The sequence below is a fragment of the Paraburkholderia sp. GAS206C genome (assembly GCF_050435645.1).
GTDB classification, from domain to species: domain Bacteria; phylum Pseudomonadota; class Gammaproteobacteria; order Burkholderiales; family Burkholderiaceae; genus Paraburkholderia; species Paraburkholderia phenazinium_B.
On record NZ_JBNDKR010000009.1, the window covers coordinates 112,885 to 139,389 of the forward strand.

The window sequence follows — 26,505 nt, forward strand, 5'->3', positions numbered from 1 at the left end:
CATATCTCTCGCAGGGTAGGGTGTTTCTGGGGATTTTTGAGAATTTATGCCCCCAAGAATGCCCCTAAAAGTCGTCTCCTGAGGAAATACGGGTGGATTTCTGCGTTGCGCGGTCACGTCACTCACGGATAGAGTACAGCGTCGTTCGCTCCGCCGGCAATTGACCCAATATCTGCCGGACCGACGACGGATAAATAGTCTGTTTGCTCACACGCGCGTGAATTTCCGGCAGGTTAAACTCTGCGGCGGTCACTACGAAAATAATGGGGACAGGCAATGGCGACGCCTCCAAAGGTGCTCGATGACGATGACGGCTCTATTTCTGACGAGTTCGTCGCATGGATCGTATGTGAAGCGACGATGCCGATTCTCATCCTCATAGGTACATGGCTTTCGGCGCAATACGCGTTCGACATCCACCACCCGTTCCTGTCCACTTTTGGATCCGGTGATCTGTTACCTATTGCCACGCTCGTGCTCTTGGGGGCCTCAGCTGAGATCGTGCACTTCGTGGTGTTTACCAACGTCACCGCGAGTCGGCGGGTGCTATCTAAGCACATGCTGGCGCACCTGGTAGCTGTCGTGGTGCTGGCGTTCGCGTATGGCGGCATCAAAGGAAAGGGGCTACAGTTGCTGGATACGCCGACCCTGAGTGCGGACGCCACACAGAAACTCATCGGATTCGCTACTCTTACGATCTGCCTTACAGTTTCGGCGTTCATTTTGGCGTTTTATTCGAAAAACAGACTTTTGGACCTAAAAGTAAAGGCAGCACGGGAGAAATCGTGAACTTACATTTGATCTATCTCTTGAGCGCTTTGTCAGTGATGGCGGGTGGTTTCCTCGGATACCGGACGTATCACTTGCAACGGCATATCCGGCAAGAACTCAAGGCCCTGCGTGTTGAGAGCGATGCGAAGGCGCGCCAGGCGAAGATTTTGGCGGCAGTCGCAGCGCCGGATCCGGTTTCGACGGTCTATGGCGCTGTCACGAACCCCGAAGGTGGGACGAACGCTTATGGGTTTGCGCCCATGAACAGGCCGGTTGAGATCCATAATTCCTACTCGCTATAAAATTCCGGACTATGTCGACTCCTCAGGATTTGGGTGCCGCATTGGCTGCGGCAATGGCTGGTCGTGCCACCCAGCAAATCATGCCGCCGGCGCCGTTGGCATTGCCGATTGATACGAAAGTGCAATTGCTCAGGCAGATGCACGAGGCGACGCAAAATCCTCACAGATTTGAAGTGGGACAACTCGTGAAGTGGAGGTTGGGTATGCAAACTCGACCATTCCCCCCGATGGGCGACCCGGCAATCGTGTTGAAGACCCTCGATCAACCGCTTTTCGACGGTACTTCCGATGCGGCGTTTCCATCGTTCAGGGAGCCACTGGACGTAGTCGTTGGCTGTCTAGGGCCACAAGCGCAGTTCCTGGTGTTTCATCTACCGGGTTTCCGGCTAGAGCCTTTCACTGCGCCGTCGAGTTCCTAACGGTATTTCCAACGCAAGCCAGCTTGAGTCTGTAGCGGAATAGTACGCCATCGGCCTGCATCGGCCTCTGCGCCCGCCTAGCCCCTCAGCAGGGTTTTTCATTGGTGCTGAGCCAAGCGCTCCACGCAAACATCCAGCATGCCTCGCAAGCTTCGCCCGCTCGATCCAGTCGCAGTCTGTCGCGTTGGACGCAGCCCATATCTGGCCGGCTTTTACCACGTGATCAGTCCGCAGCCACTCGCCGGTGTTGGCGTGGGCGATGAGCTGCGCGAGCACGAGGAAGCAGAGGAGGTCGGCGCGCTCTGGGCTATCCATGCTATGCGTCCCATCCCTCAGCGGCGAGGTCATCGATAAAGCTGCGACAGAACCGCAACCCCCTCTCCGCAAGTTCTACTAGTGGCGCTGCGAAGATGTTGTTGCCTTGGTGCTGCGATGGGATGTCGTACGTTTTGCCGCGGCTAGTTACAGACCGCGCGCGCAGCTCGGCGCCGACGATCTTTCTCACGAAACTGGGGGGTGGTGTCACGTTCATCGTAACGCCACATATGGTTCCCCTTGGATTGCGGGCCCATACGCTGCCGTCGGTCGAAATATTTACGAAGCCGGCCGGCATTTCAGCGGTCGTTTCCTCGTGCGAGTGCTCGTCGACCTCCCGGAGATGAGCCAGAGATCTGATCAACTCATCGTCTTTTCTGGCGGCTTTAACGCGCTTGACGTGCTGCGAGTTATAAAAGCGCGCGTCACCTTTGAGCGCCGATTCCGTCTTGTTCCAGACCCGCGCGACGCGGCTGATGCAAGGTCCAGCTCCTTGCGCGCCGCCGCGAGTGTGCCTCCTCATCCTTGTCCCCACTGTGTCATCTACGGGCTGCATTACTCAATCAGCTAGCGTTTGGCCGCGCGTCACGCGGAATCATGGGTTGCGTAGTCCCCGATGTTTCACGACGAATTTTCTGCGCCTTGAATCCCTTGAGCAGTAGGGCTCCGACGCCGATTTGAGGAAATTGTTTCACGCGATGCGATTAGCTCAAAGCCGCGGACAGGCTGTTACCCGACATAACATGCGTTATGTCTCTTTAGGCGATCGAACAATCATAATAATGACGTTATACGTAGTCATGACACCAAGGCTAACCGGTGATGTCAGCGTGCCGCTGATGTCCTTTCAGGGAGCCTCTCGATATTCGAATTGATTAAAATTTATACCTCGACTTCAAGCGAATTAATCTGAAGCATGGTTGACGCGAGAACTAAGGCGAAAAAACAAGACAGTGAAGAAGGCGACGTTGTGCGCTCCCGCGATCAGCGCTTCGAAGCAGAAGTACCACTTGGCTGGATCTGTTTTTGCGACAAAATCGCCAAATCCAACGGTTGTCAAAATCGTAGTGGCGAAGTATATCGAATTTGTCAATCCTGCAGCACCCGATTCAAATGGCGGGGTGCTGTCGGGGGGGGCAAACCCGCCGCCACTAACCCAACCATAGGCGAATTGAGAGATGAGGACGGTCGTATAAATGAGATATATAATTGCGGCTACTACAATATTTTCCCTCAAGCTTGCAGCGCCAAATTTTAGCTCCGAGATGATCGCGCATAAAACGAATAGATTATATAAAGTGATCCCCACGGCCGAAATACTAAAAACCACCTTTGCCGGACTGTATCCTGAGACCGCCCACTGTATAAATACCCCGAAAAGCGCGGAGGCAAATGATAGAATCAAGTACTTGTTATCACAGAGGGAGTCTCGGCAGCATTCGAGGATTCGGCAAATATCTATATATTTTTCGGCTTGCAATTGATTTTCCACCAAAAAAGGGATGATAGTCTGGCCTGCCAATCGCTCGTCGATCATGAGACGATTGGCTTGCCTCTTACAATGCTCAAACGCTGTAATCGGCAGATCTCGAAAAATCTTGAGTGTCGAATTGTGCTACATGTGTGTGACACGAATCCTCTGCTCAGTTATGCTCGTAACTGCATCGTGTTCTGCCGCATGGACAAAGACACGGCGATCCGGGCGCGCAGATGTAAGCGCTGTAAAAATAAAATATGAGAGGCCATCCGTGAAAGAACAACGCACTGACAACGTACGTCTGCTCGCCGACACGGCCGAGGAAGCTGACGCCGTCGATCCCGAAGTTAAACGAGTCGCTGCTCGGCTCAAAGCGAAAGAGAGTCTTATTGCGTCACTCGCCGGGGGCGACTTTTCGAATCAGCAAACACGAGTCGCGCATATCCTTAATTTGCATCCAGCCGCGCGTAACAGTGACGTCGCGCTATCTCTGAAGTATTGGGAGACATTTCAGCCCGAGCTGTACAACCCTGAAGGGATCAAGCCAGCAGATTTTTTCAAACTCGATCGAGTTCCATTTCTTGTTCGGGCACGCGCGAAGATTCAGAACGAATACGAGCTGTTTCAAGCCGAAGACCCAGTACGACGGCGTCGCAAAGGGCGCGAAAATGACATGCGCGATGCAGTCCTAGGTGATGACGTGCCGAGACAAACGCTGCAAGTCTTCTCGGATGAGACCGGGAAGACCGAGGAGCATGTGATCATTGGGTCAGTTTGGGTCTTGAGCGGGCGTGCTGTCTACGACGTGACCAAAGCGATTAAAGATTGGCAGGCGGGCTCAAAATTTGCGAAGAGGGAAGTGCACTTTTCTGCTTTTGGCCGTGGCGATATGAATGCTGTAGACGACTATCTGAATACTGTCGCGGCGAACCGGGAGTTTCTGAGCTTTAAGCTGATGGCGATGCCCAAGCGCAACTCGCGACGCTCGATCGAAGAGATTGTGCAACGGCTGCACGAGATGATGCTCGTGCGAGGTCTGCGTCACGAAATCGAGAGCGGCCGGGTCGGGATGCCCCGCCACGTCGGGGTGACTGTGGACGAAGAACAGTCGATTGACCGCATCGTTTTGTCCGAGATTCGGAATACGGTGGCAGAAGCGGTCGAGCGTGCACATCTCGACGGCGTAACACTTGACGAGCGCTTCAACGCGGTGTCGTCCAAAGAAAGCGCGCTTATACAGCTTGCCGATGTAATTGCAGGAGCCACGAATCGGCGGCTAAATTTTCGAGGCGATCGGAACTTCAAGGACGACATCGCCGACCGCGTAATGGACGTCCTGGGTTTGCAATTGGAAGAAGGAATTGCGGCGGAAATAGACGCAGCGGTGCTTTTCAAGATTTAGCGTCGGCGGAATCGCGTCAGACATCTGTCACGCTGAAAAGCCCGTTGGTTCGTGCTTGTGACCAATGAGCCGCCTCGATGGTGACAGATGACCTACGACACGTCCCGCTTGCGCGCGTCCCGCACGCGCAGGATGTCGACCTGTTCGCCGGTGACGCGGTAGACGACGATATAGTTGGGCCGCACAACCAGCTCGCGCGTGCCGGCGACGCGGCCGGCACGCTAGCGGTTAGGGCAGGCCGAGAGGGTGTCGGCCTTCGCGCGGATCGTCCGGGCCAGCTCGATAGCGGCGGCTGGACTGTCCTCGCTGATGTAGTCGATGATCGACAGCAATTGCTCGACGGCGCGCGGCAACGACACGACGATCATGCGCGGGCCTTGCGTCTGGCTTTCTTCTCGATCTGTGCGACTTTCGCATCGAGCAGCGCCATCACGTCAGCATGTGCAACCTTCGTCACCTTCGGATCATCGGCCTCGGCCGGCGCCTGCAACACGTCGGCCTCGAACTCGGCGGCTTCATCGGCGCGCTGGTGTGTCGCCTTCATGTGCGCGGCCTGGTCGGGCCGGCTCCACGCCTTCGCCTTCGGCGCGCGCGTGTCCCACTCCTCGAGCGCGAAACGGCCGGTCGCGACGCCCAGCTCGCGCACGACCTTGAGCGCCTGGCCCGGATCGCGGAACGAGCGGCGCTCGCGGCCGTTCGATGTGACCAGCTCGGCCACACCGGATTCGCGTGTCTCAAGCTCGATGTAGAACGCGCCTTTGTCGGCACGCAGGATCGCCGACAGTACACCGCCCGCCTTGACAGCCGCACTGGCCTGGGCCAGATCAAACATTGCTCGCCGCATGAAATCCCTCACAGGTTCGAAAGGTCACCCCGTCGCGCGTTGATGGCGTCCAGTCCATCATCGATTGCTTGCAAATACATCTGGCCGAGGGTCGCCACCGGGGGTTTCAGCCCGATAAGTAGGCCATAGGTGCGTTCGACCACCTCATGAGCCACGATTACCGCTTTTTCACGCTTGCGGCGCTGCCTGCGTCCATCGCAGGCGGCCCAAAGTGTCGCGGCCAGCCCGAGCGCCCCGAGTACGAGTCCGGCAATGCCAAGCCACCGGTCAAACGACCATGCGGGGACGGTGAGCGTGAGTGCGGCGGATGCTGCTGCGTCTGAGGCTGCACTGGCTACTGCCATCATGAATTTGCCCCTAGTTGGAAAGGTCACGCATTATAAAATTTTCCAGAACGAAATATAATATTGCGTGGCTTCTCCGGGTAGGGTACGTTATCCGATGGACACGAAGCCTTACGGGACAAGGAGTTACGCGCGGACTTTACATACCCTGTCCCGCAGGGTGACGGTGTTTTTCCGCATGCGAAAATGGCAACCTTGACCGCCGTAGGAAAAGAAATGGAAAGGCAATCAAAGCGTCTGCTTGACCAGCAATGGACAGATGCCCTTCAGGGCATGGCAAAACAAATCCAAGCTTTTAAAAAGTCTTCCGGAGCGACCCAGTTCGAAAGGGCGCTGAACTCCGAGGCCAATTTGCCGTTCATGAAGCATTTGCGAGAATTCGAGGCAACGCCAACGGGTAAATTCATCAAGCAAGCCCAGGAATTCGCGAACTCCCCAATAGGGAAACAATGGGCTGAGATGGCGAAAAACGTTATGGCCGCTAACGAGAGAGCAAAGCAGCTGTCAGATCTCATCCACGACGCGTCCGACATAGACGACGTTCAGACGGCCATCGACTCGATTCCAATCGACGTATACACGCTTTTGGCGCTGGTAAACCTTGAGAGAGACAAGGAAGCTGGTGAACTAGAAAAACGATTTCAGGAGAAAAGCCAGGCGGCTAAAAGCGAGCAGGGTCGCATGTTAGCCAAGCTGGCCCATGCCAAGTCACCTCACGCCCAGGTCAAACCAGAGATCATCAAATTTTACGAAGAGCACGCTGGCGAGATGAAGAATGGCCGACCACGCTTCAGAACCAAGGCATCGTTCGTAAGAGAAGTTGCGAAGAAATATGCGGATACGGTAACCGATCCGAACACGATCGCGCGGTGGATCGCTGAGAGCGCCCTCAAAGTCCCGCATTGGCGTACGCGGCCGGCCGCCGTGAAAAGTTAGATGGCCTGCGACGCAGACAAGGTTGTTTGCACCGCCGATCTGCTTGTCTGCACAGCAGGCATATTTAAACAAAACGGATGCGAATCTATTCTGCCATTTGAGACAACTGTCTCGAAAAAACTAATGAACAGGAGAGTTCAAGTGGCAAAATTTGAGAAACAACAATCGACCCTCACGGCGGCAATCCGCGCGCTCGCGCCAGTGTTGACTACCATCATCCGAGTAGGCGGCGAAATCATGGTGACATGGATTCGATACGCCCATCATTGAAGGGCTGACCGTTGAAGATAGGAAATGCCTGTTAAAGACGGATGCGTTCCACCTCGTCGAGGCTGATGTCGTCACGACGACGATCGTATAGCTGTGTCGTGCGGGTCGATGCGTGATTAGCCATCACTGCGGCGTTCTCCAACGTACCGCCGTTTTTCAGATAGGCGGTGATGCCGGTGGCCCGGAACGTGTGGTTGCCGATCCTCGTGCCGATCCCGGCCGCGATCGCGCGACGCCGCACCATCGAATACGCGTTCGCCTGCGGCAGCGGCGTGTCGCTTAATTGCCCAGTGCCGCGACGGATCGTGCGGAACAGCGGGCTTTTGGTATCACCGCTGATGCCGACGCCATCGAGATAGACATGCAGATATTCTTCGAGCGTGTGATGGCACGGCATCTCATGGCGCTTGCCGCCTTTCTCGTGAAGGCGCACCCATAGCCGCCGATTTTGCACATACACGTCCTCCACCTTCATCGCGATCGCTGCACCAATACGCGCGAACGAAAACACCATCAGCGCGATCAGCGCGCGGTCCCTCAGGCCCGCCGGTGTCGTCACGTCGATGCTGTCGAGCAGCTGCCGCGCTTCCGTTGCGTCGAGCACCGGGGTCTTCCCTTTTTTCGCGGTGTGAGACGGCCCCCGCACCGACGCGGCCGGGTTGTGCGGCACGATCTGGCCCGTGACAAGCCAGTCGAAGAGATGGCGGATCGCGGCCAGGTGCTGCTTGACGCTCGGCGCCGACAGGGTCTGTGTCTGCAGCTCGATCCACGCGGCCACGTGCAGCGGCTGCACCTCAGTAATGGACGTCACACTGGCGCCGGCGCACCACGCCAGAAAATCCCCGGCAGCCCGTGCGTAGGCACGGCGTGTGTGCGGGTTGCGGATCGCCGACGCGAAGAACTCAAGAAAGCGGATGCCGGCCCGCTCACCGGCCGACGCGACCAGCGCGGGCACCGTTGCGCCGGCGGGGAGGACGAGGTTTGCACTAGCCACCGATCAACCCCTTGATCTTGCCTTCGAGGTACGTTTTCGCGGCAAACACTAGCAGTTCAACCGTGAACCCACCGGCGGCCGAGGCAGTCTGCTTGGCCTTATCCCACACATCGGGGCTCCGGACAGAATCCACAAAGTCATGGCCCGACCAGCTCAGTCCTCTGAACATGAAGCCGATTGCCGGGTGACTTCTGCTGCGCTCAGTGAAGCCGGCCTGCACAATCAGATCAAGGTGGTAGGCAATCTGGTCGAAGCTGTAGCCATCAACGTGGACCGCTGGATTATCGGGAGTGATGTGGACGTTATCGCCGTATTCCATCGGCAGATTCTCAAGCTTGAGCATTAGCTCGCGGACTAGGTCCATGTCACGTTTCATTTTTCGGCTTCTCCTGAGCAGGAACAGGTAATGAAGAGATTCTGGTGTCGTTGGGTGGAAAAGGACTCGTCGTCCCCGGAATGCCTGATGAAGCGCATGCTTGCACGTGTTGATTCCCTTTCCAGCGGCGTGATGTCGAAAAGCTCGTTGTCCGGGTCTTGCACGACTGAATGGGCCGTCAGCTCGATACCCTGATCCCCATAGTCGATATAGGTCACCCACCCCCTGACCGCCTTGCACTCCGGATGGGTTTTCACCCAGGCATCAACGTTCGAATGGCAGTTGGCCACCGCAGGCAGCCCTTCACCCATGTCGACCTTGCGAAACGGGATGACGCGAGCTTCGTGCAACCGGCTGCAGATGTCTGCCTCGTAGTCCGCCCTGCTCATGGTCGGTGACCCTATTTTTATATGTGATAAAGGACATTATCACATATAGAAGGAGAGCTAAAAGGCAAAATCGAATGTTGTTGTTCCAGCGAAAAAGTTTGTGTATGCTATACACACTCGCCCAAGACTAGGGCGTGAGTGTCGTACAGTGTTTTGCTAGATATATTGAACGTTCGTCGCGTGGGCGCGAGGTCAGCGTCCTCTCACTACCCGCCCGACGAGCTCTGTTGTGCCCTATTTGCTGGGACGGTTGCAGTACCTGCCCCGTTGATCTCCACCTGACCGGAAACCAAGCTCTCAACGCAGTTTCCGAGGACGCACAGGAGACTCGGAGCGCAAGGCCTCATGAGCCCGACGATGGACCGTCGGGGGCTGCTCATGGGTGCTGTGCGCTCCGTTGCTCTCCGAGGCAGCCAAGCCTCGGAGAAGACGGTGGATCAACACGAAGACCTTGAAAAATTTCTCGACAAGTACGCAGATCTCGACGTTCACGAGTCTGCCGGCTGGCCAGCTGTGGTCAATTATTTGTCTCGCTTCAAGCGGCCCAACTTGGCAATCGTTGCGGTCGTCGCCATCGTTGCGGTTGATGCCTACAAAGATTTGCCGGCATCGATCATCTATGCCTCTCTCATCTCGATCACATTGTTGGGCGTTTTCGGCGGACGTGGAGATGGCTAGTAAGTGGCAGCGCAAGCAGCAGTCAGTCGACTCCGCTTGCGGCCCGGTAAATGGAAATGAAATGCGCGCAGCACGAAAGCAGCCGAAGGTCCGCCTCAATCTGGATATGTCCGTCGAGGTCAAGGAACAGATTGAGGCATTGCGGGACCGCATGCATGCAGACAGCATGTCGGAAGTGATTCGGCGCGCGCTCGCCATCTACGACTTTTTGTTGACTCAACAGGCCGACGGATCCATTACCGTTATCCGGTCCAAAGACGGATCCGAGAAGCAGATCCCGTTGATCTGAGCGTCTCGATAGATGCTTGAGAGCAACAGCCACTGGCTGTTGCCGAGCATCGCCCAACGGCCTTTTATGGCCATTCGCTAGTTTTTCCACGTTCCGGCGCGAATGCGGGTGACGCGCCTCCTTCACCACCTCGATTACTCCCGCCTCCCACGATCGCTGAAGCGTGGGCAGGCTGACGCGAGCCCGTTCGCCTGTCCCGGGGTCTTCAATGGTCGCGTTCGGCCACCAGACACCGGCGGGCTCCTCAAAGAGCTCGGGATGAACAAGATCGCCACAGACAATTGGCTTCATAAATACTCGTGTCACCATTTGCCGGAACTGGCCCGCTAGACTGGCCGCATTCCATCACTGGAGCGAAAGATGATCAACTGGCATGTGACAAGGCTGCGGGTGCTGCGCGGTCATCGTCTGGACGTTGAATTTGCGGACGGACTGCGCGGAATCGTGGATATGTCGAATGACCGTTTCAGCGGCGTATTCGCGCCTCTGGCCGATGAGGCATATTTTGCGCTGGCAACAGTTTGCGATGGTGTAGTGGTCTGGCCGAACGGTGTCGATGTGGCTCCAGACGCCATGTATAACGAAGTCAGCGGCAACCGTATGGAGGCTTTCAGATGACTCGCAAAAAGCTCAAGCTGGCCGATCTGCTCGCGCAATGCGATCCGGCCGCTCCATATGCCGGCGAAATATGGCCCGAGGCGCAACCAGTCGGCCGCGAGTTCGGTGCACCGCTCAAGATTGACGAAGCCACAGTGGACCGTGCAGGTCGCGACGATGGGTAAATCCTCTTTGAAGAGCGTGCAATTATGGAAATCTCGAAACTCGATGTGGCTGTCCATCAGCTCAACGTCGCCATCCGTCTGTTCCTCGATGGCGACTATCTGGCCTCACTCACCTTGGCAGGCGCGGCCGAAGAAATACTCGGCAGGCTGTGCGAGCGGGCAGGCAAACCCATCGCCATCGATTACATCGTGGACTATCACCGGAATGACACCGACCCGGCGCTGTCCGACAAGAAGCGCCGCACCATCCTGTCCGACGCGCTGAACAGGCCGCGCAACGCGGCCAAGCATGCCAACGATCCGAACGAAGCGACTTTCGACGTCGATCAGGCCTGGCCGCTACAAATGGTCATGCGCGCCGTGCCGATGTGCGCCTCCCTCGGAGTGAAGCCTTCGGAAGAGATGGGCAAGATGATGGGCTGGGTTCACGACCACCCCGAAGCGTTGCAGTAGCAAACCGCTTCGTCAGCGCGAGCGTTTCAGCGGGCAGCGGAGCATCAGTCCAGCGGTCGCACAGGTGTCCTCGCGCTCGCATTGGCAGTCGTACTGCGGCACCGCCCGATCATCGCCAATGCCGCTCACGCTGCCTAGGTACTGACACCAGACAGTCACGCGCAGGGCAGAGACAGGACAGGAAAACTTGCTGCTTTGAGGTTCGGTCATTTTCAATACGGGTTGTTGATCCAGCTTTGATGATTGCGTCACGACCGCGCCCGCAGTGCTCGACCTGCAAGATTATTTTTGTTTCAACCTTTGACATGCTGAGGTGGCCATATGCCGGCCCGAAAACGTAGCAAGCCCTCCGAACTGCTGGGCGCGATGAAAGGCCGTCTCGATCCTGTGCCGGCTGGAAAGGTCGCCGCTACCCCGCTCATGCAACCGGTTGCGGGCACAACGGGCGCAATCCGGCTAACGAAGCTCGATGCGGCCGTGCATCAACTGAATGCCGGCATACGGCTCTATCTGGCCGGAGATGCCATCTCCGCTCTCACGCTGGCCGGTGCAGCAGAGGAAACGCTGGGCGCGCTGTGCCAGGCACGCGGGCAGAAGAACGCCCTGCAGTTCCTGCACCTTTGGGCGAAGGAAAATCTCGACCCCGACGTGGCATGGAAAGATTTTGTCGCCGGCATGAACGAGGTTCGCAACGCCCTGAAACATGCGCACCACGCGGACGAAAACGAATTCGAGTTCCACCCGATGCTGACAGTCCAGATGATCATGCGAGCCGTGCCGATGTGCAGCTTTCTCGGTGTCGATGAAAGTCAGGAAATGAAAGATTTCCGTAAGCACAAGTATGAGGAGTGGCCCACAGCGGAGGCGGCCGCCAAGGCGCACAGCACCTAACAATTGGTGAGCTATTACTCATATGCTCATAAACTCTTCAACTGAGAGGTGCAGCAGCGGTCTTCTGCAAGTTTGCCAGTACACAGGCCAGCGCATCGGTGAGAGTTAGGTTGCGGTAGTGGCCGCTCAAGTGCGAAATTGGATCACGGGCTCCGGTCGCTCAAAAGGCGAACGGGCCCGGCTGCATGGTGCGGCAGATGCGCCGACCGATCAAACATATTTATCGGATGCATCAAAGTGGGTCGCAACTACAGAATTTGGCCTATTCCTATAACGTCTCGCCTCCGCTGGGTTCACACAATCGCCTTTTGAGCGACCGGATCTCCGCGAGTGTTATCCGTTTTGGATCGCCCTTTGAGCGACCTAGCTTCCGATCTACACCTGGGAGCCGGTGCAAAGCAACAGGTCTTCGATGAACATGCCTATCCGGGCCACCAATAATTGAGGTTATTTAGTCGCGCCGGGGTGGGAGTTGCTCTTTCAAGGTCCCAGCTATCTGGCGTATGCTTGACTGAGACTAGGAAACGAGGAACGACAATGCCGCACGATAACATGGGCGATTTTGGGCGGTTCATTACCAGCCGGCAATGTTCCGGGCGCGTCAACGAGTTTGTTGAGGAAGTCGTGTCCGACCTTGAGCAGCACCGATTTACGCCAGTCTATGATCGGACGGGCGAATGCAAAGAGAAACCGGAGGCGAGGTGATGCCCGCTGACAAACTCGGCCGTTTCATGACAAGCAGTGAGTTTTTGCGGCGCGCGAATGCGGCCGTGGCAGAGGCCGTTCGCCTCCTGGAAGCCCGCGGCATCAAGCCTGCCTATGTGGACCGCGAAACCGGCCAGATCACTGGCGACGATGATGCCGAGCATCTTGCTGATCGAGGACCAGCAGGGCACGCAAAACAATCTTTCCCTCGATAGAAATCTCATTTCTGATGGGCCGTTCGAACAGAGTATCGAGGTCATCAAGCGGGCCCTGGAGCAATCATTGAATGGCTTAACGGACCTCGGGCGGTGTCCTGCGAGCTGCCCGCGCTGCCGTTTCCATGATTTGTTCGCGCCGACCGATCGAGACCAGCGGATGCCTTGGATTAACCCTGCCCAGCTCAGTCGCTAGCTGTCCCTGCAACGAGTCTAGCCCAACCACTTGAGCTTGCGTTGTTCGAAGCTGCGCTGCCATCAAATCTCGCTCACGCTTCATCGCATCGCGTTCCTGTTCGACGGTCGCCAACTTCACCTTGAGCTTTTCAGCGTAAGCAATCCATTCGCGCGCAACTCGTGCGTTTGCGTCGGCTACAGCCGCGTTGTTATCAGCAACACGCCGATTATCTTCAGCAACTGCGTAGGCATATCCAGACATATCGGCGGGCATGCTAGCTCCTGGTGAGTGGTTTAGACGCCGTCAGCAAAAGGTGTTCAATCAAGGCCGTCTCAGTTGCCGGTGCATCTTTTTCCTGCATCAGCTGTAGCAGTGCAGCGTGCGCCTCTGGCGAGAGCCTGAACGTTTTTCGTGCCCCACCCGCTGCTACGAGTGCGGCGGTACTCGCCGCAACTCGATCGCTTGCTGTTGCTGCTTCGGGGAATTTGCGTGGACGGCCCATATTTTTATTGTAGTCGCACACAAAACAAAATCAATACCAATCTCAACTGTCTTCTGGTGGCGACGGCACGGTTGGTTCGGTAGATGGCCGTTGTGGCCTCCGGCGTCCCATCGGCTGGGCAGCGTTCCTGCCATGCGAGATTGCGCCCACGAATGTACCGTGCGTCTTGTCGTGCATGTCGTTTCCCACTCGCGCTTCTATTTGTCCGCCAACCCATGCGAATGCCTTGTCAGGGATGATGTGGATCAGGCTGAAGAGCGTGCTGCAGAGCGTTTGGCACATGCTGACATACAGCGATATAAAGGCCAGGATGCTTACGATTCCAGTCACGCTGCCGTATTGGGTATTTTGCATCGCGACGCCGAACATTGTGTTCAGCAACGTTCCGAGCGCAACGATGCCTGTGCTTGCAAGCAGAAAGCCGACCACCATGAAGACCGGACGCAGCATGAGATTGAGCAGGAAAATATACCCGTGAGTCGTTCTTTGCCCCATGCCCTCGCCATCACCGTCGAGGTGCGCAAAGGCCCACAGTGGAGATGCAACGACTGCTTCACAAACCGCACCGAACCAGCCCGTGATGCCGCTAAACCAGATGATGAACGGCAACATCGGCAGATAGACCGACAACATGACGCCGAAGAAAAATAGCGCGATTGTCAGCATAAGCACTAGCGGAGACAGCGAATTCAGGATCGCCCCAAGTGCACCGGCCATGGCACCTGCAAAGCCGCCTGTTGCGACGTCTGCCACGCCTGAAGTTATCTGACCAAGCGTTGATTTCTTTGCTCCTGCGAATGCCTCCGCACCGATATAGGCGCCGAGGAGGCTCCAGCCCGTGTCGAGAATGGTGTCGCCCAGATTTTTCATGCCGATCAGCGGGTTGACGCCGTTTGATGTCGATCCAGACTGACCCGCACCGGACGTCATCGAAATCACCTTATTCACGAGCGCCTGGCCCCCGAACATGGTGGTCAGGATTCCTTGCGGGTCAGTTGTGCCGGTGAAAAGATTGGCTGCGGGGGGTGCCGCGCCTGTGCCCGACGACGAGGAGGAAGATGAATTCTGGGTCGAGGTCGACGCGTCTTGCTGGATCTGCTGGTTGTAGGTGGCCATCACGCTGTTATAGATCTCTGGGTATGGCAAGTTATCCAGATCTGTCGGAGGCACACCTGCCGCGCTAGCGTTAGCCATAGTCGAAAGATCGGAATTGGCCATGGCGAAAGACTGGTACCACGAACCCAACATGATCCAACCGTCGCGCGTGAGGTTTGACTGTAACGTGGCTCCGATGCTACTGATCGTATTGCCGGCTCTGCGGATCGCCGACTGGATCGACTGCTGGTAGGTCTGTGCCGCGTTGTTAATAGTCTGTTGCGGGTCAGTCGGCTGTGTCCCACCCGTAACTGCCGTGACATACGCCTGGGCCGCTGTTGAAAGCGTCGCTTGCATGGCAGTGAGCGCGCTTTGTTGCGCCGATTGAAGCGCCGATGAAATCTGCGACGTGTCGGGTGAGTACGCAACGAGCCCCGTCAGCGAACTACCGGACGATGTGTTCGTCGACGCATCCGGAGAAGTTGAAGAACTCGTGTTGATCTGCGCGCCGCCGCAACTCAGCCCATTCGTGTTCATCAGCACGACCTTGCCAGTCGCTGTGATCGGGTTGAACGCCTCGCCGCTGTCGGCCGACACGCCGGCATCACTTGGAAGGTCTTTTACAGCCTCATTTGATGCCTGCGCGCATAGATTCGCTTCGAACAGCACCTTGGCAAGCGCCGTCACTGGCGGCGCACTGGGCGAGGACATCATCGAGCCGCCGCTGCTCAATGCACTTGTCGCAGCGGTCAGGGAAAGGTTGCCGATGCCGACACCGATCATCGCCGCCCAAATCATGATCGCCTGCGCTCCCGAATATCCGCCGAACATGGGAACAAGCAGCGTGAATCCGGCCCCGGTGCGTGCTACATACCAAGGGGAGGACTTTTTTGCTCCCATAAATTCGCCTTCTGCCCCGGTCGCAACCAAGGCAGAAACAAAGTGGTACATCGCCCAGATGACACCGACCGCCATGATGCAGGCATTCATAACCGTGAACTCCTGCGCGATGCCGCTCGCAGACGATGAGCTGCTGCCAGACAGCGGGTTCGTCACGATGGAACCAAAAACGAGCTGCAGGACCGACATCGACTTGTCTGTGCCGTTGTTCGCCGCGCTCGTGATGCTGGCTATAGATTCTGTTGTTTGCGCCATCACGGCGTTCGACGCAAGGCAGATCAACAGAAGGCCAACAAATGAAGTTGCGCGTTTCGCAGTGTTGTTCATGACCATCACCGGAAAAGGTACGGATTGAGCAACCTGATCAGGACGCCGCGTGTGCGCAGGAACGTGCCGATGCTGCCCAGCGGTTCTTCGGGCTGCGTCGGTCCGACTTCCATTTGCCAGAGTCGGTGCTCTTCGCGCAGTACGTACATCGCGGGCAGCATGCTGCCCAGTAGGCCGCCGTAAATTGGCATGACGTTTCCGCCGATCAGGCCGCCCGTCATGTATGCCGTGCACAACACGATGAAAATCAGGGCGACCCGCTTTCTGGCAACGCAGTCACTGGCGATCTTTGAGAGCGGCAGAGCGTCAACTGGGCGGGCCGATATCGCCTCGTTCCACGTGCGCACGCGGCGCGTTCGGTCCTTCCCTTCTACCTGCTTTTTTAGCTCGTCGATCGTGTGCACTCCAGTCGCGATCGTGCGCCAGCCACTGCCGATTGCCTTCACGATTGGATAGCCCGGCACGGCGTTTAGGGCCACTGTCTTGACGAGCCTGAGTGCCAGCCGGTTTTGTTTTTCATCGCTCATTTTTGTCCTCCAATGAGGCTTGCGATTGAGGTCAACTCTTTCAAGATCTCGCGCACCGCGCGCACCCACCCGTATCCCGCGACGCTTGCCGAGAGCAGCGTCATTAGCCAGTATGGAAATGTCATTCCGTCGTGGTGACGCAGCGCGAAAGTCAGCGAGATCAAGGCAATCAGTGTGAGCACGACAAGGGCTTTCACGACAAAGCCGAGTTCGGGATCTGGACGGCTGCGGCCAGCCATCCGGCGAGTGGCTCTGGCATAGACGAAAACTGCTTTGAGTGGTGATCGATTGATCATGGTGCACACTCAATGAGGCTTGGGTTGCTGTCACCGTGTGCGCCGACAGTGGCGTAATTCATGTTGGGAAACGTGCTGGGACACAAAAAAACCCAACCTTCATTGGTGCTGCTGTTGGGCGAGCTGACCCCCGTTTCGAACGCTGCCCCACCGGACTCCTGGAGGACCAACCCTAACTGGATGTCGACGATCTGCACGACCTCTCCTGCGGGCGCGGTTGTATTCGTGAAGACATCGTTGTTAGCGTGCAAGGCTGACGCTGGGGTGTTCCAGTACTGATACGTTGCGGAAGCGCCTGGCTCGGAGCCCTGTGCCATTGAGCCGCCCGCCATTGAGGTCGTACAACTCCATTCAAACGTGGTTACACGCAGGATCGTACGTTGCCATTCTTCGCCGCAGTAGCCCACGAGAAGGGCGTAAGGGTTGCCATCGGGCGCGAGCACAAACCCAGCGGGGGTGTCAGGCGGCGGAGGTACGCAGCCCAGCCCCACCCACTCCAAGCCGTTCCAGGTTGGCGCAACTGTTTCTGTTTCGCCACCGGCACACGTCGGCTGCGGCTGAAATGCGCTGCAGTCTGAAGAATAGTGAGAGCCCTCCCACACCGGCAGCGGCGAGGCGGGGTTGCCTGGCCCGGTCGGACAGGTGGGTGGCACCTCCGCCGCCTTCACCAGCGGCGTCACGCAAGCCGAGTCCTGGTTGCCTGTCCCGCAGCCTGCCACCGACTGCGCGAAAGCTGCGTGACCGACAAGCAGGAAAGCTGCGAGCACGACCAGCTTGAAAAGCGATTTCATGATCAGAAGTCCCGTCTGTGAATCGAATTGATTAGTTCGCGCCGGTTTTGAAGGTCCAGCTCGCGGCGATGGGCGTGCCATCGCGCGCGCCTGCGAACGAAGCCGCATAAACCGTGTTTGCGGTAAGGGGCTGTGACGGCACGAAGAAAACGACGCCAGGCGGCAACAGATCGTTTGCATCGACTACGGCTGTGGTGGCCGAGCCTGTGACAGCACCGCTTGGAATCAGGATTTCACCGACAACTACATTGCCGGTTGAGTCCGTGAGAGTGAAGCTCGAAACAGTCAACACGTCGCCTGCGCTCGCCGCATTGACTCGCACCATTAGCGGCCGGCCGGGCGTGGCGATCGAAGGGGCCGGGTTCGGCGATTCGACGGTCATCGACAGCGCGACGCCGGTTTCATTGGAGACAGGCACGTGCGCAACCGTCGTTGTCCCCATTTGCTGGCCACCAAAAACGGGAATTGCGTTCGCCTGGGGTGTGCCGGACACGCCCGTGGTTGAGCCAAAATCGAGCGGGCACGTCGCACTGACGCTGCCAGTGACGGGTGTAAAACCGATGCCCAGCGTCTGTTCAGTATCGGTCAACACGGTCAGGTGATAGACGCTGTCGATGAGTCTTGTAACGCAATCGTTACCGGCTGCAACAGCGGTTGTCTGAGCGGATGCGGCCACGTCTTCACCAACGAACTCGGTGGTCGGCGCACCGGCCTTCTGCACTCGATCCAGCGGCGTGTCTGCATAGAAATCTGCAAACGTCGAAACTTCATCGTGCGACAGCTGGCCACCTAGATTGCCATTTGCCAGATTCGCTTCTAGATAGGTCGCGTGGGCGGTCGCAGCCGTGTCGAGGATCGGATCGTCCGCCAACTCGCCGACGCCGACCTGGCTACGGTACGAATTGAGTGCCGCAAAAATCGTTGCCTGTGCGCTGTTCGCGGCAAACGGATTGGTCGCAGTCGTGGCGAGCGGGGCACTGCTGCCGCTGCTCCCGCTCGGGGAGGACGCGGCAGGCGGTGCGCTGGCCGGCGTTGCCGGGGACGTGGCGGCGCTGCTACCGCCACCGCCGCACGCAGACAAGACAAACGCACAGAAAACAACAGCCAGAATCAGTTTCTTGGTTAACATTTTGTAATCCTAAATTATGAGAACTTTATGTTTAGCTAATCGCTGTAATGGAGGTACTGCAGAAGAAATGACTTTTTAGTGCGGGGCACCCGTGTAGACGGCGACTCGCCGCTGGTCGTACAGCCCCCAGAGGTAGGCACGAACCTCAGGCTCGACCTCGCCCGGCGCTGACAATCTCAGAACCTCTTCGAGCCGCTCGTGACTCATGAGTACGGGGTCCTCAAGCTCGAGGAGTAATGCGAGGTCGCTATCGCTGGACAGCGTCGCAAGTGGGTGCCGCGCTAGAATAGCGTTAGCCATGATTTCACCTCTTGGTTAGGTGAGTTTGGGTCAGGCGCGTCGGTCGGTGGCTGCCGACCGGCGTGCCGCTTCAAAATTGAACGACGCCTTCGCGTGTCCGGTAGTGTTTGCGGCCAGTTCCTGCTGCTTTTCTGCCCGTGCGGCGACATCTAGCAATGCGTAAGCGGGTGCATTGAGTCTGCCGGGCTCGATTTCCCGTCCGCTTCCCAGCGGCGAATCGAGCCTGACCAGCGGCATGCCGCGATGAGTGCAGCAAAGCTTATATTCCAGCGTGTTGTGCATATGCCTCTCTTATGCGGTAATCCACTCTCAACGTACAGGTACGTAACACTACTTAACGTTACGTACCTGTACGCTGTGTCGTTACTTGAGTATCCGGTCCTGAAGGTCATTCAGGATCAGTGCTCGTATGTACTGCGCGCCCGTAAATCGCAGCTCGGCTGAACGCCGCTTCATGCGCTCATAGACATCAGGCGCCAGATCAGTGCTCAGGCGCACAGGTTTGGGTGTGCGTTCTCGCGTTTGTGATCGGACCAGGCTAGCACCGTTGACGAATTCGTCAGCACTGGCTGGTTGCGGCTCCGCTGTCGAAGCGGGTCGGGAAATCTCGAACCTGTTGATCATGGGATTTCTGTTAGCTGAGATCAAAAACTTCGCTGGCCAGTAGCTGGATCTCAGCGCGTGCCTGACCGTTGTCGAGTTCGGTCACACCCTTGCCGGCGAGCAGCGCATCGCGGTAAACCTTTCGGTCGCGGATCACAGTGTCGGCCAGTGCGAGTTGGTCAAATTGGGCGAGCAACTCCCTAGCGCTCTCGACCTCGCGGATGATGGGGTTGGACGGAGCCATTGAGAGAACCACGACGGCCTTTAGCTCCACATTCAGGCCCCGTGCAAGGCCGACGAGCTCATTGACCTTGGGCAGCGTTTCAAGATCCGCCTGGCTGGCCCGTGTAGGTACTAGCAGCAGATTTGCTACGACCATCGCCGATCGCATTTCGCGCGAGTCACGACCGCCGGCATCCACAATGACGACCTGATAGCGTCGTGCCAAGTCGCGCAGCGTGGAGCTGACCTCGCCAGTACGCTGAACACAGGGAATCGTTGGCGTCATGCCGACTTCGTCGCGTCGCTCGATGAATCGGGCGGCGGTAGCCTGTCCGTCCGTATCCAGAAGGACGACGTCCGTCCCGCATTGGGTCAAATGCACGCTCAGATTCGTGGCAATCGTTGATTTCCCCACGCCGCCTTTTTCAGCAGCAACCAGCAGGATCATTGCTATCTCCTTGTTGGAGGTAAGTGCATGTACTTACCGTTACGTGTATGTACTTACCGCTAAGTAGTTCCAATCCTATGGGGTAGCACTGGAGTCGTACATTGCGTTGTGAGCAAGTTAGGCTTTCAGTCGGGGCAGGGCGCGCACACTGGTGCATTAGCCAAGCTTTCGCGCCAGGTCTGTCGCACGTGGGTGGTAGTACCGTTTCAGCATCTGCACGGTCTTGTGCCCGGTGACGGCGGAAAGCTCCAGAATGTTGTCGAGGCGCTCAGCTATGCGTGATGTCGCTTCATGCCGCAGATCGTGGAAATGCAAATTTGCGATCCCGGCACGCTGGGAGGCGCGGGTGAATGCTTTCTTGACGGCTTCGGCGGAGATCGGGAAAACTTGACCGTCAGGGTTGCGACGCAGGGCGGCCAGTGTGGACGCAGCTCGGGTAGAGAGCGGGACGTCACGAGGCTCTCCGTTCTTGCTGTCGTGCAGCCGGACGAATCGTTCGTCAAGGAACACATCGGGCCAACGCAGGGCGAGGATTTCGCTGCGGCGCATGGCGGTTTCGATCGCGAGGACCACGACCGGCAGCACCCATTCGTTACGACAGCCTCCGCGCTCAAAACGCCCATTTTCATGGCGAGGGCTCGGGGCCAGCTCATCCAGTAACCGCTTTTCTTCGTCGGAGGAAAGTCGGCGGGCGCGGGCACGATTTTCTTTCGGTCGGCGGATCATCGATACGGGATTTACCTCCAGTGGAATGCCCCATTCCTTCCGCGCAATAGTGATCACATGACCGATCAAGGTCAGCTCACGGTTCACTGTGGAACCGGTGACTAGGCGGAGTCGTGCATCGCGGTATTCGACGATGACTTTGCGGGTTAGCGCCGAGATCTTGTATTCGGCGAGTTTGTCCTTGCGCAGCTTGCCGATGCGTAGGATTTCTCCGTTGCCGCTCTTTTTGTGGGGCGAGATTTCTTCGGCATATCGCTTGAGCAGGTCGCCAAAGCTCGTGATTTCTGCCTCGGTGCGATCGACGAAGGCTCCGCGATCCATTTCAGATTCGACCCGGCGTGCCCAAGCCTCAGCTTCGGCGCGCGTATCGAAACTGCAATTTTGATGCGGGTACCCCTGCCGCCTGATATACGCACGCCAGTAGTTGCCGCGTTTCCAGATGCCTGCCATTCGATGCTCCAGACGATTTTGGTTGCTTTTGTGTCTGGGACTATTTTCAACTGCGCCGCTTTTGCGCCAAATGGCGTTGTGCGCGAGTTAGGCTTTGCTGCCAGAAAAGAAAAAGGCCCTATGGCTTTCGCCGTAGGGCCTTGATTCTTCTGGGCTTTCACGTACCAGGAATACTGGTGGGTGGTACAGGGATTGAACCTGTGACCCCTGCCGTGTGAAGGCAGTGCTCTACCGCTGAGCTAACCACCCGAAGAGAGCGAAATTATGTCAGAGGATCTTCGGCTCGTAAAGCACTTTTTAAGCAGTCTGCTCATCCGCTGTCGACACAGGCTGGAGACGCCAAACGCTCGTCCCCTTGACCGCCTTGTCGAGGCCATCGAGCACCGCCTGATGCGCGGCAAGTTCCTCTTCGTTTGCAACGATCACCGGCAACTCGAGCGAACTCAGCGCCACGCGCGGCGCACGTTCTCCGCTGCTGGTCGATGCCTCGCCCAGCATGTCGATCACGAGGCTCTCTTGCCCGCGCGTCATCGCCAGATAAACTTCAGCGAGCAGTTCCGAGTCGAGCAGTGCGCCGTGCAGCGTGCGGTGTGCATTGCTGATGCCGAAGCGGTCGCACAGCGCGTCCAGTGAATTGCGCTTGCCAGGGAACATGGCTTTGGCGCGAACCAGCGTGTCGATCACCTCGCCGCAATGCGAACTGAACGGCGGCAGCCCGAGCAACGCGAATTCAGCGTCGAGAAAGCCGATATCGAATGGCGCGTTGTGGATGATCAGATCCGCGCCCTGAACGAAATCGCGCAACTCGTTGGCGATCTCGGCGAACTTCGGCTTGTCGCTCAGGAATTCGGTGGTCAGGCCGTGAACCGCCAATGCGCCCGGATCGCTGTCGCGCTCCGGGTTGATGTAGAAGTGCAGGTTGCTGCCTGTGAGCCGGCGGTTCACCAACTCGACGCAGCCGATTTCGATAACGCGGTCGCCGGTGCGCGCGTTCAGGCCGGTGGTTTCGGTATCGAGGATGAGTTGACGCATGTCGGATTAGCCCGCTCTAGAAATTGTCTGAGAAAAAACCTAACCGCGAACCTAACGCGGAAGCACATTACGGCAGAAGCGCGAAGAAAACTGAGACGCCAACGCGAAAGCAAATAGCAGCCAAAAAACGCGCTTCAAATCTCCGCCAGCGTAGCGACCCCACGGTTTGCCAGCGCGTCCGCACGTTCGTTCTCCGGATGTCCCGCGTGACCTTTCACCCAGCGCCACTCGATCTCATGCTGCTGGACGGCCGTATCGAGCCGCTTCCACAGGTCAGCGTTCTTAACCGGGGTCTTCGCAGCGGTCATCCAGTTTTTCTTCTTCCAGCCGTGGATCCATTCGCTGATGCCTTTCTGCACATACTGCGAGTCGGTATGCACGACCGCCTTGCAAGGCCGCTTCAACGCTTCGAGCGCGGCGATTACCGCCATCAGCTCCATGCGATTGTTCGTGGTGTTCGCTTCGCCGCCGAACATTTCTTTTTCCTGCGCGCCGTAGCGCAGCAGCGCGCCCCAGCCGCCTGGGCCGGGGTTGCCCTTGCAGGCGCCGTCCGTATAAATATCGATGAGTTCGGAAGTCATTTTCTCTGGTTGCGTGTGTTCGGAGAGGCGGCGGGGGCGAGGCCCGCTGCAAGCACGGGTTTTTTCACCTTTACCGGGCCGATGAGACGCATGCCGCGCACGCGCTTGATCGCCTTCACCATGTAGGTGGCGCCGAAGATCGGCCACCAGCGGTCGCCGGCGGCTTCCATGAAGCCATAGCGCGCGAGCCACTGGTCGCTGACGAGGGGCGGACGATAGCAGCCGAAGCGTCCGCGTTCAAGGTCGAAGCCGAGCAGTTTAATCCAGTCCTTCAGACGGGTGAACGCAATCAGGTCGTGCGCGGCCGGCACGAACGGCCGCCCGGTCATCTTGCCGACCGATTGCCGGGCTCCCCACAGCGACAGCGAATTGAAGCCGAGAATGATCAGTTGCCCTTCGGGCATCAGCACGCGTTCGGCCTCGCGTAACAGCCGGTGAGGGTCGCGGGTGAATTCGAGCGTATGCGGCATAACGATCAGGTCGACGCTCTGCGCCTCGAACGGCAGATCGAGCAGATCGCACCAGACCGCGCTGCGCCCGAGCGGCGCATGTTTTTCGGGCGCAGCGGCGCCCGCCGCGCGCGGGAATTCGTACGGCGCGCTCGCGCCGCTGGCGGCATCCAGCACGAGGCCACGGCACGGCATGCGGTTCTCGCGCAGGGCATCGAGCTGCGGCAGGCCCAGTTGCAGCGCGTGGTAGCCGAACACGTCCGACACCACACGGTCGAGCTGCGCCTGTTCCCATTCCAGCACGTAGCGTCCGGGTGGCGAATCGGTCCAGGCGGGCCAGTCTATAATCGTTCGGTCAGACATATTGAAGATTGCGTCGCCTATGAATGCGCTCGAGTACGTGCCGGTCCCGGCGTTTGAAGACAATTACATCTGGCTCGTGTCGGATGGGCACCATGCGGTGGCCGTCGATCCGGGCGATGCCGCTCCGGTTCGCGCCTACCTGGCGAAACGGGGCTGGCGGTTGAGCGCTATTTTACTCACGCACCACCACCAAGACCACGTCGGCGGGGTGGCCGATCTGCTGAATGGCCAGGCCGTGCCCGTGTACGGTCCGGCGGGCGAGGCGATAGAGCATCTCAACTATCGTCTGAAAAGTGGCGATCGCGTGAGCATTGCCGAGCCGGCGTTCGAACTGAGCGTGCTCGACGTACCTGGCCATACGCGCGGCCACATTGCCTACTTCCAGGCAGCCGACCCGGCCGGAACCCCTCACGTGTTTTGTGGCGACACGCTGTTCGCGTGCGGCTGCGGCCGGTTGTTCGAGGGCACGCCGGCGCAGATGCTGACGTCGCTGGACGAACTCGCGGCCCTGCCTGGCGCGACTCAGGTCCACTGCGCGCATGAATACACGCTGTCGAACATCCGTTTCGCGCTCGCCTGCGAGCCCGGCAATGCGGATCTGCAGGCGTGGCGCGATCGTGCAACCGCGCTGCGCGAGCGCGGCGTTCCCACTTTGCCTACGACGATCGCACAAGAGCGGGCAACCAATCCGTTTCTGCGGGCCGACAGTCCCGCGATCCACGCGACCCTCGCCGAACAGTTGCACGAAACGGTGCCGGATCGTTTAACTGCGTTCACATTGATGCGTGAATGGAAGAACAGGTTCCGCTGACCCATCGCCTGATGGGGTCATGTTCACCTTGAATTTCGGAAAAATATGCCAAGCCTAAGATTTGCCTAGGTTTTTCGTATATTTCTGATTGACGTAAACGTTTCGCTTTCGTACTATCGGCTGCAAATTCCAGTCCTATGGAAGCCGAGACGTTCATGAGATTTATCTTTAGTACGTTGCTGGTCCTCATGCTCGCCGCGTGCGCGAGCCAGGGACCAACGACGAGCAGCAATACCACCGCGCCTAATCCTGCCACCCAGCAAGCTGTAGCCGACGCCCTCCGCAACACCGCCTCTGCCAAAGAAACGATCAATGTCGATCAAGGCTCGGTCGACCAGTTGACGAGCCCGGACGCCGACCTATGGGCGCGGATTCGCCGTGGTTTCCAGATGCCTGACCTGCAAAGCGACCTCGTCGACATGCAGGTCAACTGGTACGCGCAGCGCCCCGATTACGTGGCGCGCATGACCGAGCGGTCGCAAAAATATCTGTATCACATCGTCGAAGAGCTCGAGCAGCGCCATATGCCGACCGAGCTCGCGTTGCTGCCGTTCATCGAGTCCGCCTATAACCCGCAGGCGTTGTCAGTCGCGAAGGCGGCTGGCATGTGGCAGTTCGTGCCGGATACGGGCCGTACCTACAACCTCAAGCAGAACATGTGGCAGGACGAGCGCCGTGACGTGCTGGCTTCCACCAGCGCGGCGCTCGACTATCTCTCGCGTCTGCACGACATGTTCGGCGACTGGCAGCTTGCGCTGGCGGCGTACAACTGGGGCGAGGGCAACGTGCAGCGCGCGATCGCGCGCAACGAAGCGGCGGGATTGCCAACGGACTATGCCGACCTGCGCATGCCGAACGAGACGCGTAACTACGTTCCCAAGCTGCAGGCCGTCAAGAACATCGTGATGAACCCGCAGGCCTATGGCCTCGCTCTGCCGACCATTCCGAACCACCCGTATTTCGTGACGGTCACCACCGCGCACGATATCGACGTCGATATCGCGGCCAAGCTCGCGAACATGACGCCGGACGAATTCCGTTCGCTGAATCCGTCGTTCAAGAAGCCGGTCATTCTCGGCGCGACCCAGCCGCAGATCCTGCTGCCGTTCGATAACGCCAGCGCCTTCGAGCACAACCTGAAGGCCTACTCGGGCAACCTGTCGTCGTGGACCACCTACACGGTGACCGAGCGCGCGGCGCCGGCCGCGCTTGCGCAAAAGATCGGCGTCGATCCGGACACGCTGATGGAGGTCAACAAGATTCCCGTCGGCATGCGTCTGAAGCCGGGTTCGACGATCGTCATTCCGCGTACGGACGACGACGCCGATGAAGACATCAGCGCGGACGTCGCCGAAAGCGCCGTTCTGGCGATGGAGCCGGACGTTCCCGACACGCGCAAGATGCTGATTCGCGTTCGTCGCAAGCAGACCATGGCGGCGCTGGCGGTGCGCTACGGCGTGTCGATCGGTCAGTTGAAGGGATGGAACCGCACGCATCGCGACCAGGTCAACCCGGGTCAGGTGATCGTGCTGCACGTGCCGGTTGGCAAGGCCATGCCTAGCGAACCCGGTCCCGAGCGGATCGCCACGAGCGTGCAGGGCGGTGGCGTCGAGCGCATCGGGACCCAGGTCACAGACACGAAGAGCGAATCGCGCTACGATAAGAAATCAGGTCGTGGCCGCACCGCTGTCGTCAAGGTGTCGGAACCGGCGGGCAAGGCCAGCAAATCGTCAGCGTCGGGCGCCGCTCCCAAGGGCAAGATGCTGAAAGTGGCCGAGCCGGTCACGTCCAGCAAGGCGTCAAAGGCTACGGCAGCAGGCCGCCCGAAGACCGCAGCCAAGACGAAGAAGGGCAACTAGACCAAAGCGGCTTCCACGGAAGTGGCCACATGCGTTGCGGGGGCAGCGCATGAATTGCGCTCCG

General features: G+C 58.2%; 34 protein-coding genes, 1 tRNA gene and 1 pseudogene. 12 read left to right on the plus strand and 24 right to left on the minus strand.

Translation table 11 applies throughout. The features are described 5' to 3' along the window. Positions 1–276: 276 nt before the first annotated feature. A complete protein-coding gene (locus tag P3T20_RS25110; protein WP_429288191.1) occupies positions 277–789 on the plus strand; it encodes a hypothetical protein in 513 nt (170 codons plus the stop codon). After that, a complete protein-coding gene (locus tag P3T20_RS25115; RefSeq protein WP_429288192.1) occupies positions 786–1,073 on the plus strand; it encodes a hypothetical protein in 288 nt (95 codons plus the stop codon). The genes P3T20_RS25110 and P3T20_RS25115 overlap by 4 nt, the downstream gene beginning before the upstream one ends. A gap of 735 nt (positions 1,074–1,808) precedes the next feature. Here the strand turns inward: P3T20_RS25115 and P3T20_RS25120 are convergent. After that, positions 1,809–2,330 (minus strand): hypothetical protein, encoded by a 522-nt coding sequence (locus tag P3T20_RS25120; RefSeq protein WP_429288193.1) that lies wholly within the window; start codon positions 2,328–2,330, stop codon positions 1,809–1,811. A gap of 381 nt (positions 2,331–2,711) precedes the next feature. Continuing rightward, on the minus strand, positions 2,712–3,344 hold the full coding sequence (locus tag P3T20_RS25125) for an ion channel (RefSeq protein WP_429288194.1): 633 nt from the start codon (positions 3,342–3,344) through the stop codon (positions 2,712–2,714). A 211-nt stretch (positions 3,345–3,555) separates the two neighbouring features. Between P3T20_RS25125 and P3T20_RS25130 the strand changes: the two genes are divergently transcribed. After that, on the plus strand, positions 3,556–4,686 hold the full coding sequence (locus tag P3T20_RS25130) for a DUF3800 domain-containing protein (protein ID WP_429288195.1): 1,131 nt from the start codon (positions 3,556–3,558) through the stop codon (positions 4,684–4,686). A gap of 92 nt (positions 4,687–4,778) precedes the next feature. On the opposite strand, the pseudogene P3T20_RS25135 reads toward P3T20_RS25130, so the two are convergent. The 4 genes and pseudogenes from P3T20_RS25135 to P3T20_RS25150 form a co-directional block, all read right to left on the minus strand. Continuing rightward, a pseudogene (locus P3T20_RS25135) lies at positions 4,779–4,889 on the minus strand (type II toxin-antitoxin system mRNA interferase toxin, RelE/StbE family); the annotation flags it as partial. Positions 4,890–4,907: 18 nt separating this feature from the next. Further along, positions 4,908–5,054 carry a hypothetical protein gene (locus P3T20_RS25140; RefSeq protein WP_429288196.1) on the minus strand — a complete coding sequence of 49 codons (147 nt, stop codon included), beginning with the start codon at positions 5,052–5,054 and terminating at the stop codon, positions 4,908–4,910. Continuing rightward, a complete protein-coding gene (locus P3T20_RS25145; protein ID WP_429288197.1) occupies positions 5,051–5,518 on the minus strand; it encodes a hypothetical protein in 468 nt (155 codons plus the stop codon). The genes P3T20_RS25140 and P3T20_RS25145 overlap by 4 nt, the downstream gene beginning before the upstream one ends. Positions 5,519–5,538: 20 nt before the next feature. Continuing rightward, entirely contained in the window at positions 5,539–5,877 is a 339-nt protein-coding gene (locus P3T20_RS25150; RefSeq protein WP_429288198.1) for a hypothetical protein, read from the minus strand. A 183-nt stretch (positions 5,878–6,060) separates the two neighbouring features. On the opposite strand from P3T20_RS25150, the gene P3T20_RS25155 reads away from it, so the two are divergent. Further along, complete coding sequence (locus P3T20_RS25155; protein ID WP_429288199.1) at positions 6,061–6,810, plus strand: hypothetical protein; 750 nt, start codon at positions 6,061–6,063, stop codon at positions 6,808–6,810. Positions 6,811–7,111: 301 nt separating this feature from the next. Here the strand turns inward: P3T20_RS25155 and P3T20_RS25160 are convergent, their stop codons facing one another. The 3 genes from P3T20_RS25160 to P3T20_RS25170 are packed head-to-tail and all read right to left on the minus strand — an operon-like array spanning position 7,112 to position 8,839. Further along, positions 7,112–8,074 carry a tyrosine-type recombinase/integrase gene (locus tag P3T20_RS25160; RefSeq protein ID WP_429288200.1) on the minus strand — a complete coding sequence of 321 codons (963 nt, stop codon included), beginning with the start codon at positions 8,072–8,074 and terminating at the stop codon, positions 7,112–7,114. Next, positions 8,067–8,450, minus strand: a complete 384-nt coding sequence (locus P3T20_RS25165; protein WP_429288201.1) for a DUF2513 domain-containing protein — start codon at positions 8,448–8,450, stop codon at positions 8,067–8,069. Before P3T20_RS25165 ends, P3T20_RS25160 begins: the two co-directional genes overlap by 8 nt. Beyond that, positions 8,447–8,839 carry a hypothetical protein gene (locus P3T20_RS25170; protein WP_429288202.1) on the minus strand — a complete coding sequence of 131 codons (393 nt, stop codon included), beginning with the start codon at positions 8,837–8,839 and terminating at the stop codon, positions 8,447–8,449. The genes P3T20_RS25165 and P3T20_RS25170 overlap by 4 nt, the downstream gene beginning before the upstream one ends. A 345-nt stretch (positions 8,840–9,184) precedes the next feature. Here P3T20_RS25170 and P3T20_RS25175 point away from each other — a divergent pair, with 345 nt between their 5' ends. The 6 genes from P3T20_RS25175 to P3T20_RS25200 all read left to right on the plus strand — a co-directional run bounded on the left by P3T20_RS25175 (position 9,185) and on the right by P3T20_RS25200 (position 11,932). Beyond that, positions 9,185–9,517: a hypothetical protein gene (locus P3T20_RS25175; RefSeq protein WP_429288203.1), complete on the plus strand. Its 333-nt coding sequence runs from the start codon at positions 9,185–9,187 to the stop codon at positions 9,515–9,517. 61 nt (positions 9,518–9,578) lie between these two features. Next, on the plus strand, positions 9,579–9,806 hold the full coding sequence (locus P3T20_RS25180; protein WP_429288204.1) for a ribbon-helix-helix protein, CopG family: 228 nt from the start codon (positions 9,579–9,581) through the stop codon (positions 9,804–9,806). 360 nt (positions 9,807–10,166) lie between these two features. Then, positions 10,167–10,424, plus strand: coding sequence for a DUF2442 domain-containing protein (locus P3T20_RS25185; protein WP_429288205.1), 258 nt, complete (start codon positions 10,167–10,169; stop codon positions 10,422–10,424). Then, positions 10,421–10,588, plus strand: coding sequence for a hypothetical protein (locus tag P3T20_RS25190; RefSeq protein WP_429288206.1), 168 nt, complete (start codon positions 10,421–10,423; stop codon positions 10,586–10,588). Before P3T20_RS25185 ends, P3T20_RS25190 begins: the two co-directional genes overlap by 4 nt. Before the next feature lie 24 nt (positions 10,589–10,612). Next, positions 10,613–11,041, plus strand: a complete 429-nt coding sequence (locus P3T20_RS25195) for a hypothetical protein (protein ID WP_429288207.1) — start codon at positions 10,613–10,615, stop codon at positions 11,039–11,041. 321 nt (positions 11,042–11,362) lie between these two features. Beyond that, complete coding sequence (locus P3T20_RS25200; protein ID WP_429288208.1) at positions 11,363–11,932, plus strand: hypothetical protein; 570 nt, start codon at positions 11,363–11,365, stop codon at positions 11,930–11,932. A gap of 659 nt (positions 11,933–12,591) precedes the next feature. Here the strand turns inward: P3T20_RS25200 and P3T20_RS25205 are convergent. The 15 genes from P3T20_RS25205 to P3T20_RS25275 form a co-directional block, all read right to left on the minus strand. Next, positions 12,592–12,801 (minus strand): hypothetical protein, encoded by a 210-nt coding sequence (locus tag P3T20_RS25205; protein WP_429288209.1) that lies wholly within the window; start codon positions 12,799–12,801, stop codon positions 12,592–12,594. Positions 12,802–12,928: 127 nt separating this feature from the next. Beyond that, positions 12,929–13,303 carry a hypothetical protein gene (locus P3T20_RS25210; RefSeq protein ID WP_429288210.1) on the minus strand — a complete coding sequence of 125 codons (375 nt, stop codon included), beginning with the start codon at positions 13,301–13,303 and terminating at the stop codon, positions 12,929–12,931. A gap of 271 nt (positions 13,304–13,574) precedes the next feature. Beyond that, the gene (locus P3T20_RS25215) at positions 13,575–15,854 is read right to left on the minus strand and encodes a DotA/TraY family protein (RefSeq protein ID WP_429288211.1); all 2,280 of its coding nucleotides are present in this window, start codon (positions 15,852–15,854) and stop codon (positions 13,575–13,577) included. A 5-nt stretch (positions 15,855–15,859) separates the two neighbouring features. Next, complete coding sequence (locus P3T20_RS25220; RefSeq protein WP_429288212.1) at positions 15,860–16,381, minus strand: hypothetical protein; 522 nt, start codon at positions 16,379–16,381, stop codon at positions 15,860–15,862. Continuing rightward, entirely contained in the window at positions 16,378–16,677 is a 300-nt protein-coding gene (locus P3T20_RS25225) for a hypothetical protein (RefSeq protein WP_429288213.1), read from the minus strand. Before P3T20_RS25225 ends, P3T20_RS25220 begins: the two co-directional genes overlap by 4 nt. Further along, positions 16,674–17,468 (minus strand): hypothetical protein, encoded by a 795-nt coding sequence (locus tag P3T20_RS25230; RefSeq protein WP_429288214.1) that lies wholly within the window; start codon positions 17,466–17,468, stop codon positions 16,674–16,676. The genes P3T20_RS25225 and P3T20_RS25230 overlap by 4 nt, the downstream gene beginning before the upstream one ends. A 31-nt stretch (positions 17,469–17,499) precedes the next feature. Beyond that, positions 17,500–18,597 (minus strand): CAP domain-containing protein, encoded by a 1,098-nt coding sequence (locus P3T20_RS25235; protein ID WP_429288215.1) that lies wholly within the window; start codon positions 18,595–18,597, stop codon positions 17,500–17,502. A 75-nt stretch (positions 18,598–18,672) separates the two neighbouring features. Beyond that, complete coding sequence (locus P3T20_RS25240; protein ID WP_429288216.1) at positions 18,673–18,804, minus strand: hypothetical protein; 132 nt, start codon at positions 18,802–18,804, stop codon at positions 18,673–18,675. Positions 18,805–18,927: 123 nt separating this feature from the next. Continuing rightward, positions 18,928–19,179: a hypothetical protein gene (locus tag P3T20_RS25245; RefSeq protein ID WP_429288217.1), complete on the minus strand. Its 252-nt coding sequence runs from the start codon at positions 19,177–19,179 to the stop codon at positions 18,928–18,930. A gap of 352 nt (positions 19,180–19,531) precedes the next feature. Next, positions 19,532–20,170 carry a division plane positioning ATPase MipZ gene (locus tag P3T20_RS25250; protein ID WP_429288218.1) on the minus strand — a complete coding sequence of 213 codons (639 nt, stop codon included), beginning with the start codon at positions 20,168–20,170 and terminating at the stop codon, positions 19,532–19,534. A 156-nt stretch (positions 20,171–20,326) separates the two neighbouring features. Next, the gene (locus P3T20_RS25255; protein ID WP_429288219.1) at positions 20,327–21,346 is read right to left on the minus strand and encodes a site-specific integrase; all 1,020 of its coding nucleotides are present in this window, start codon (positions 21,344–21,346) and stop codon (positions 20,327–20,329) included. A gap of 174 nt (positions 21,347–21,520) precedes the next feature. Further along, positions 21,521–21,595: transfer RNA gene (locus P3T20_RS25260), tRNA-Val, on the minus strand. 48 nt (positions 21,596–21,643) lie between these two features. After that, complete coding sequence (dnaQ, locus tag P3T20_RS25265) at positions 21,644–22,378, minus strand: DNA polymerase III subunit epsilon (protein WP_074263871.1); 735 nt, start codon at positions 22,376–22,378, stop codon at positions 21,644–21,646. A gap of 134 nt (positions 22,379–22,512) precedes the next feature. Next, positions 22,513–22,959 (minus strand): ribonuclease HI, encoded by a 447-nt coding sequence (gene rnhA, locus P3T20_RS25270; protein WP_074263872.1) that lies wholly within the window; start codon positions 22,957–22,959, stop codon positions 22,513–22,515. Next, positions 22,956–23,771: a class I SAM-dependent methyltransferase gene (locus P3T20_RS25275; RefSeq protein WP_074263873.1), complete on the minus strand. Its 816-nt coding sequence runs from the start codon at positions 23,769–23,771 to the stop codon at positions 22,956–22,958. The genes rnhA and P3T20_RS25275 overlap by 4 nt, the downstream gene beginning before the upstream one ends. A gap of 19 nt (positions 23,772–23,790) precedes the next feature. Here P3T20_RS25275 and gloB point away from each other — a divergent pair, with 19 nt between their 5' ends. Both gloB and P3T20_RS25285 read left to right on the plus strand, forming a co-directional pair. Further along, on the plus strand, positions 23,791–24,582 hold the full coding sequence (gloB, locus tag P3T20_RS25280) for a hydroxyacylglutathione hydrolase (RefSeq protein WP_074263874.1): 792 nt from the start codon (positions 23,791–23,793) through the stop codon (positions 24,580–24,582). 155 nt (positions 24,583–24,737) lie between these two features. Further along, positions 24,738–26,441: a transglycosylase SLT domain-containing protein gene (locus tag P3T20_RS25285; RefSeq protein ID WP_074265974.1), complete on the plus strand. Its 1,704-nt coding sequence runs from the start codon at positions 24,738–24,740 to the stop codon at positions 26,439–26,441. Positions 26,442–26,505: the final 64 nt, after the last annotated feature.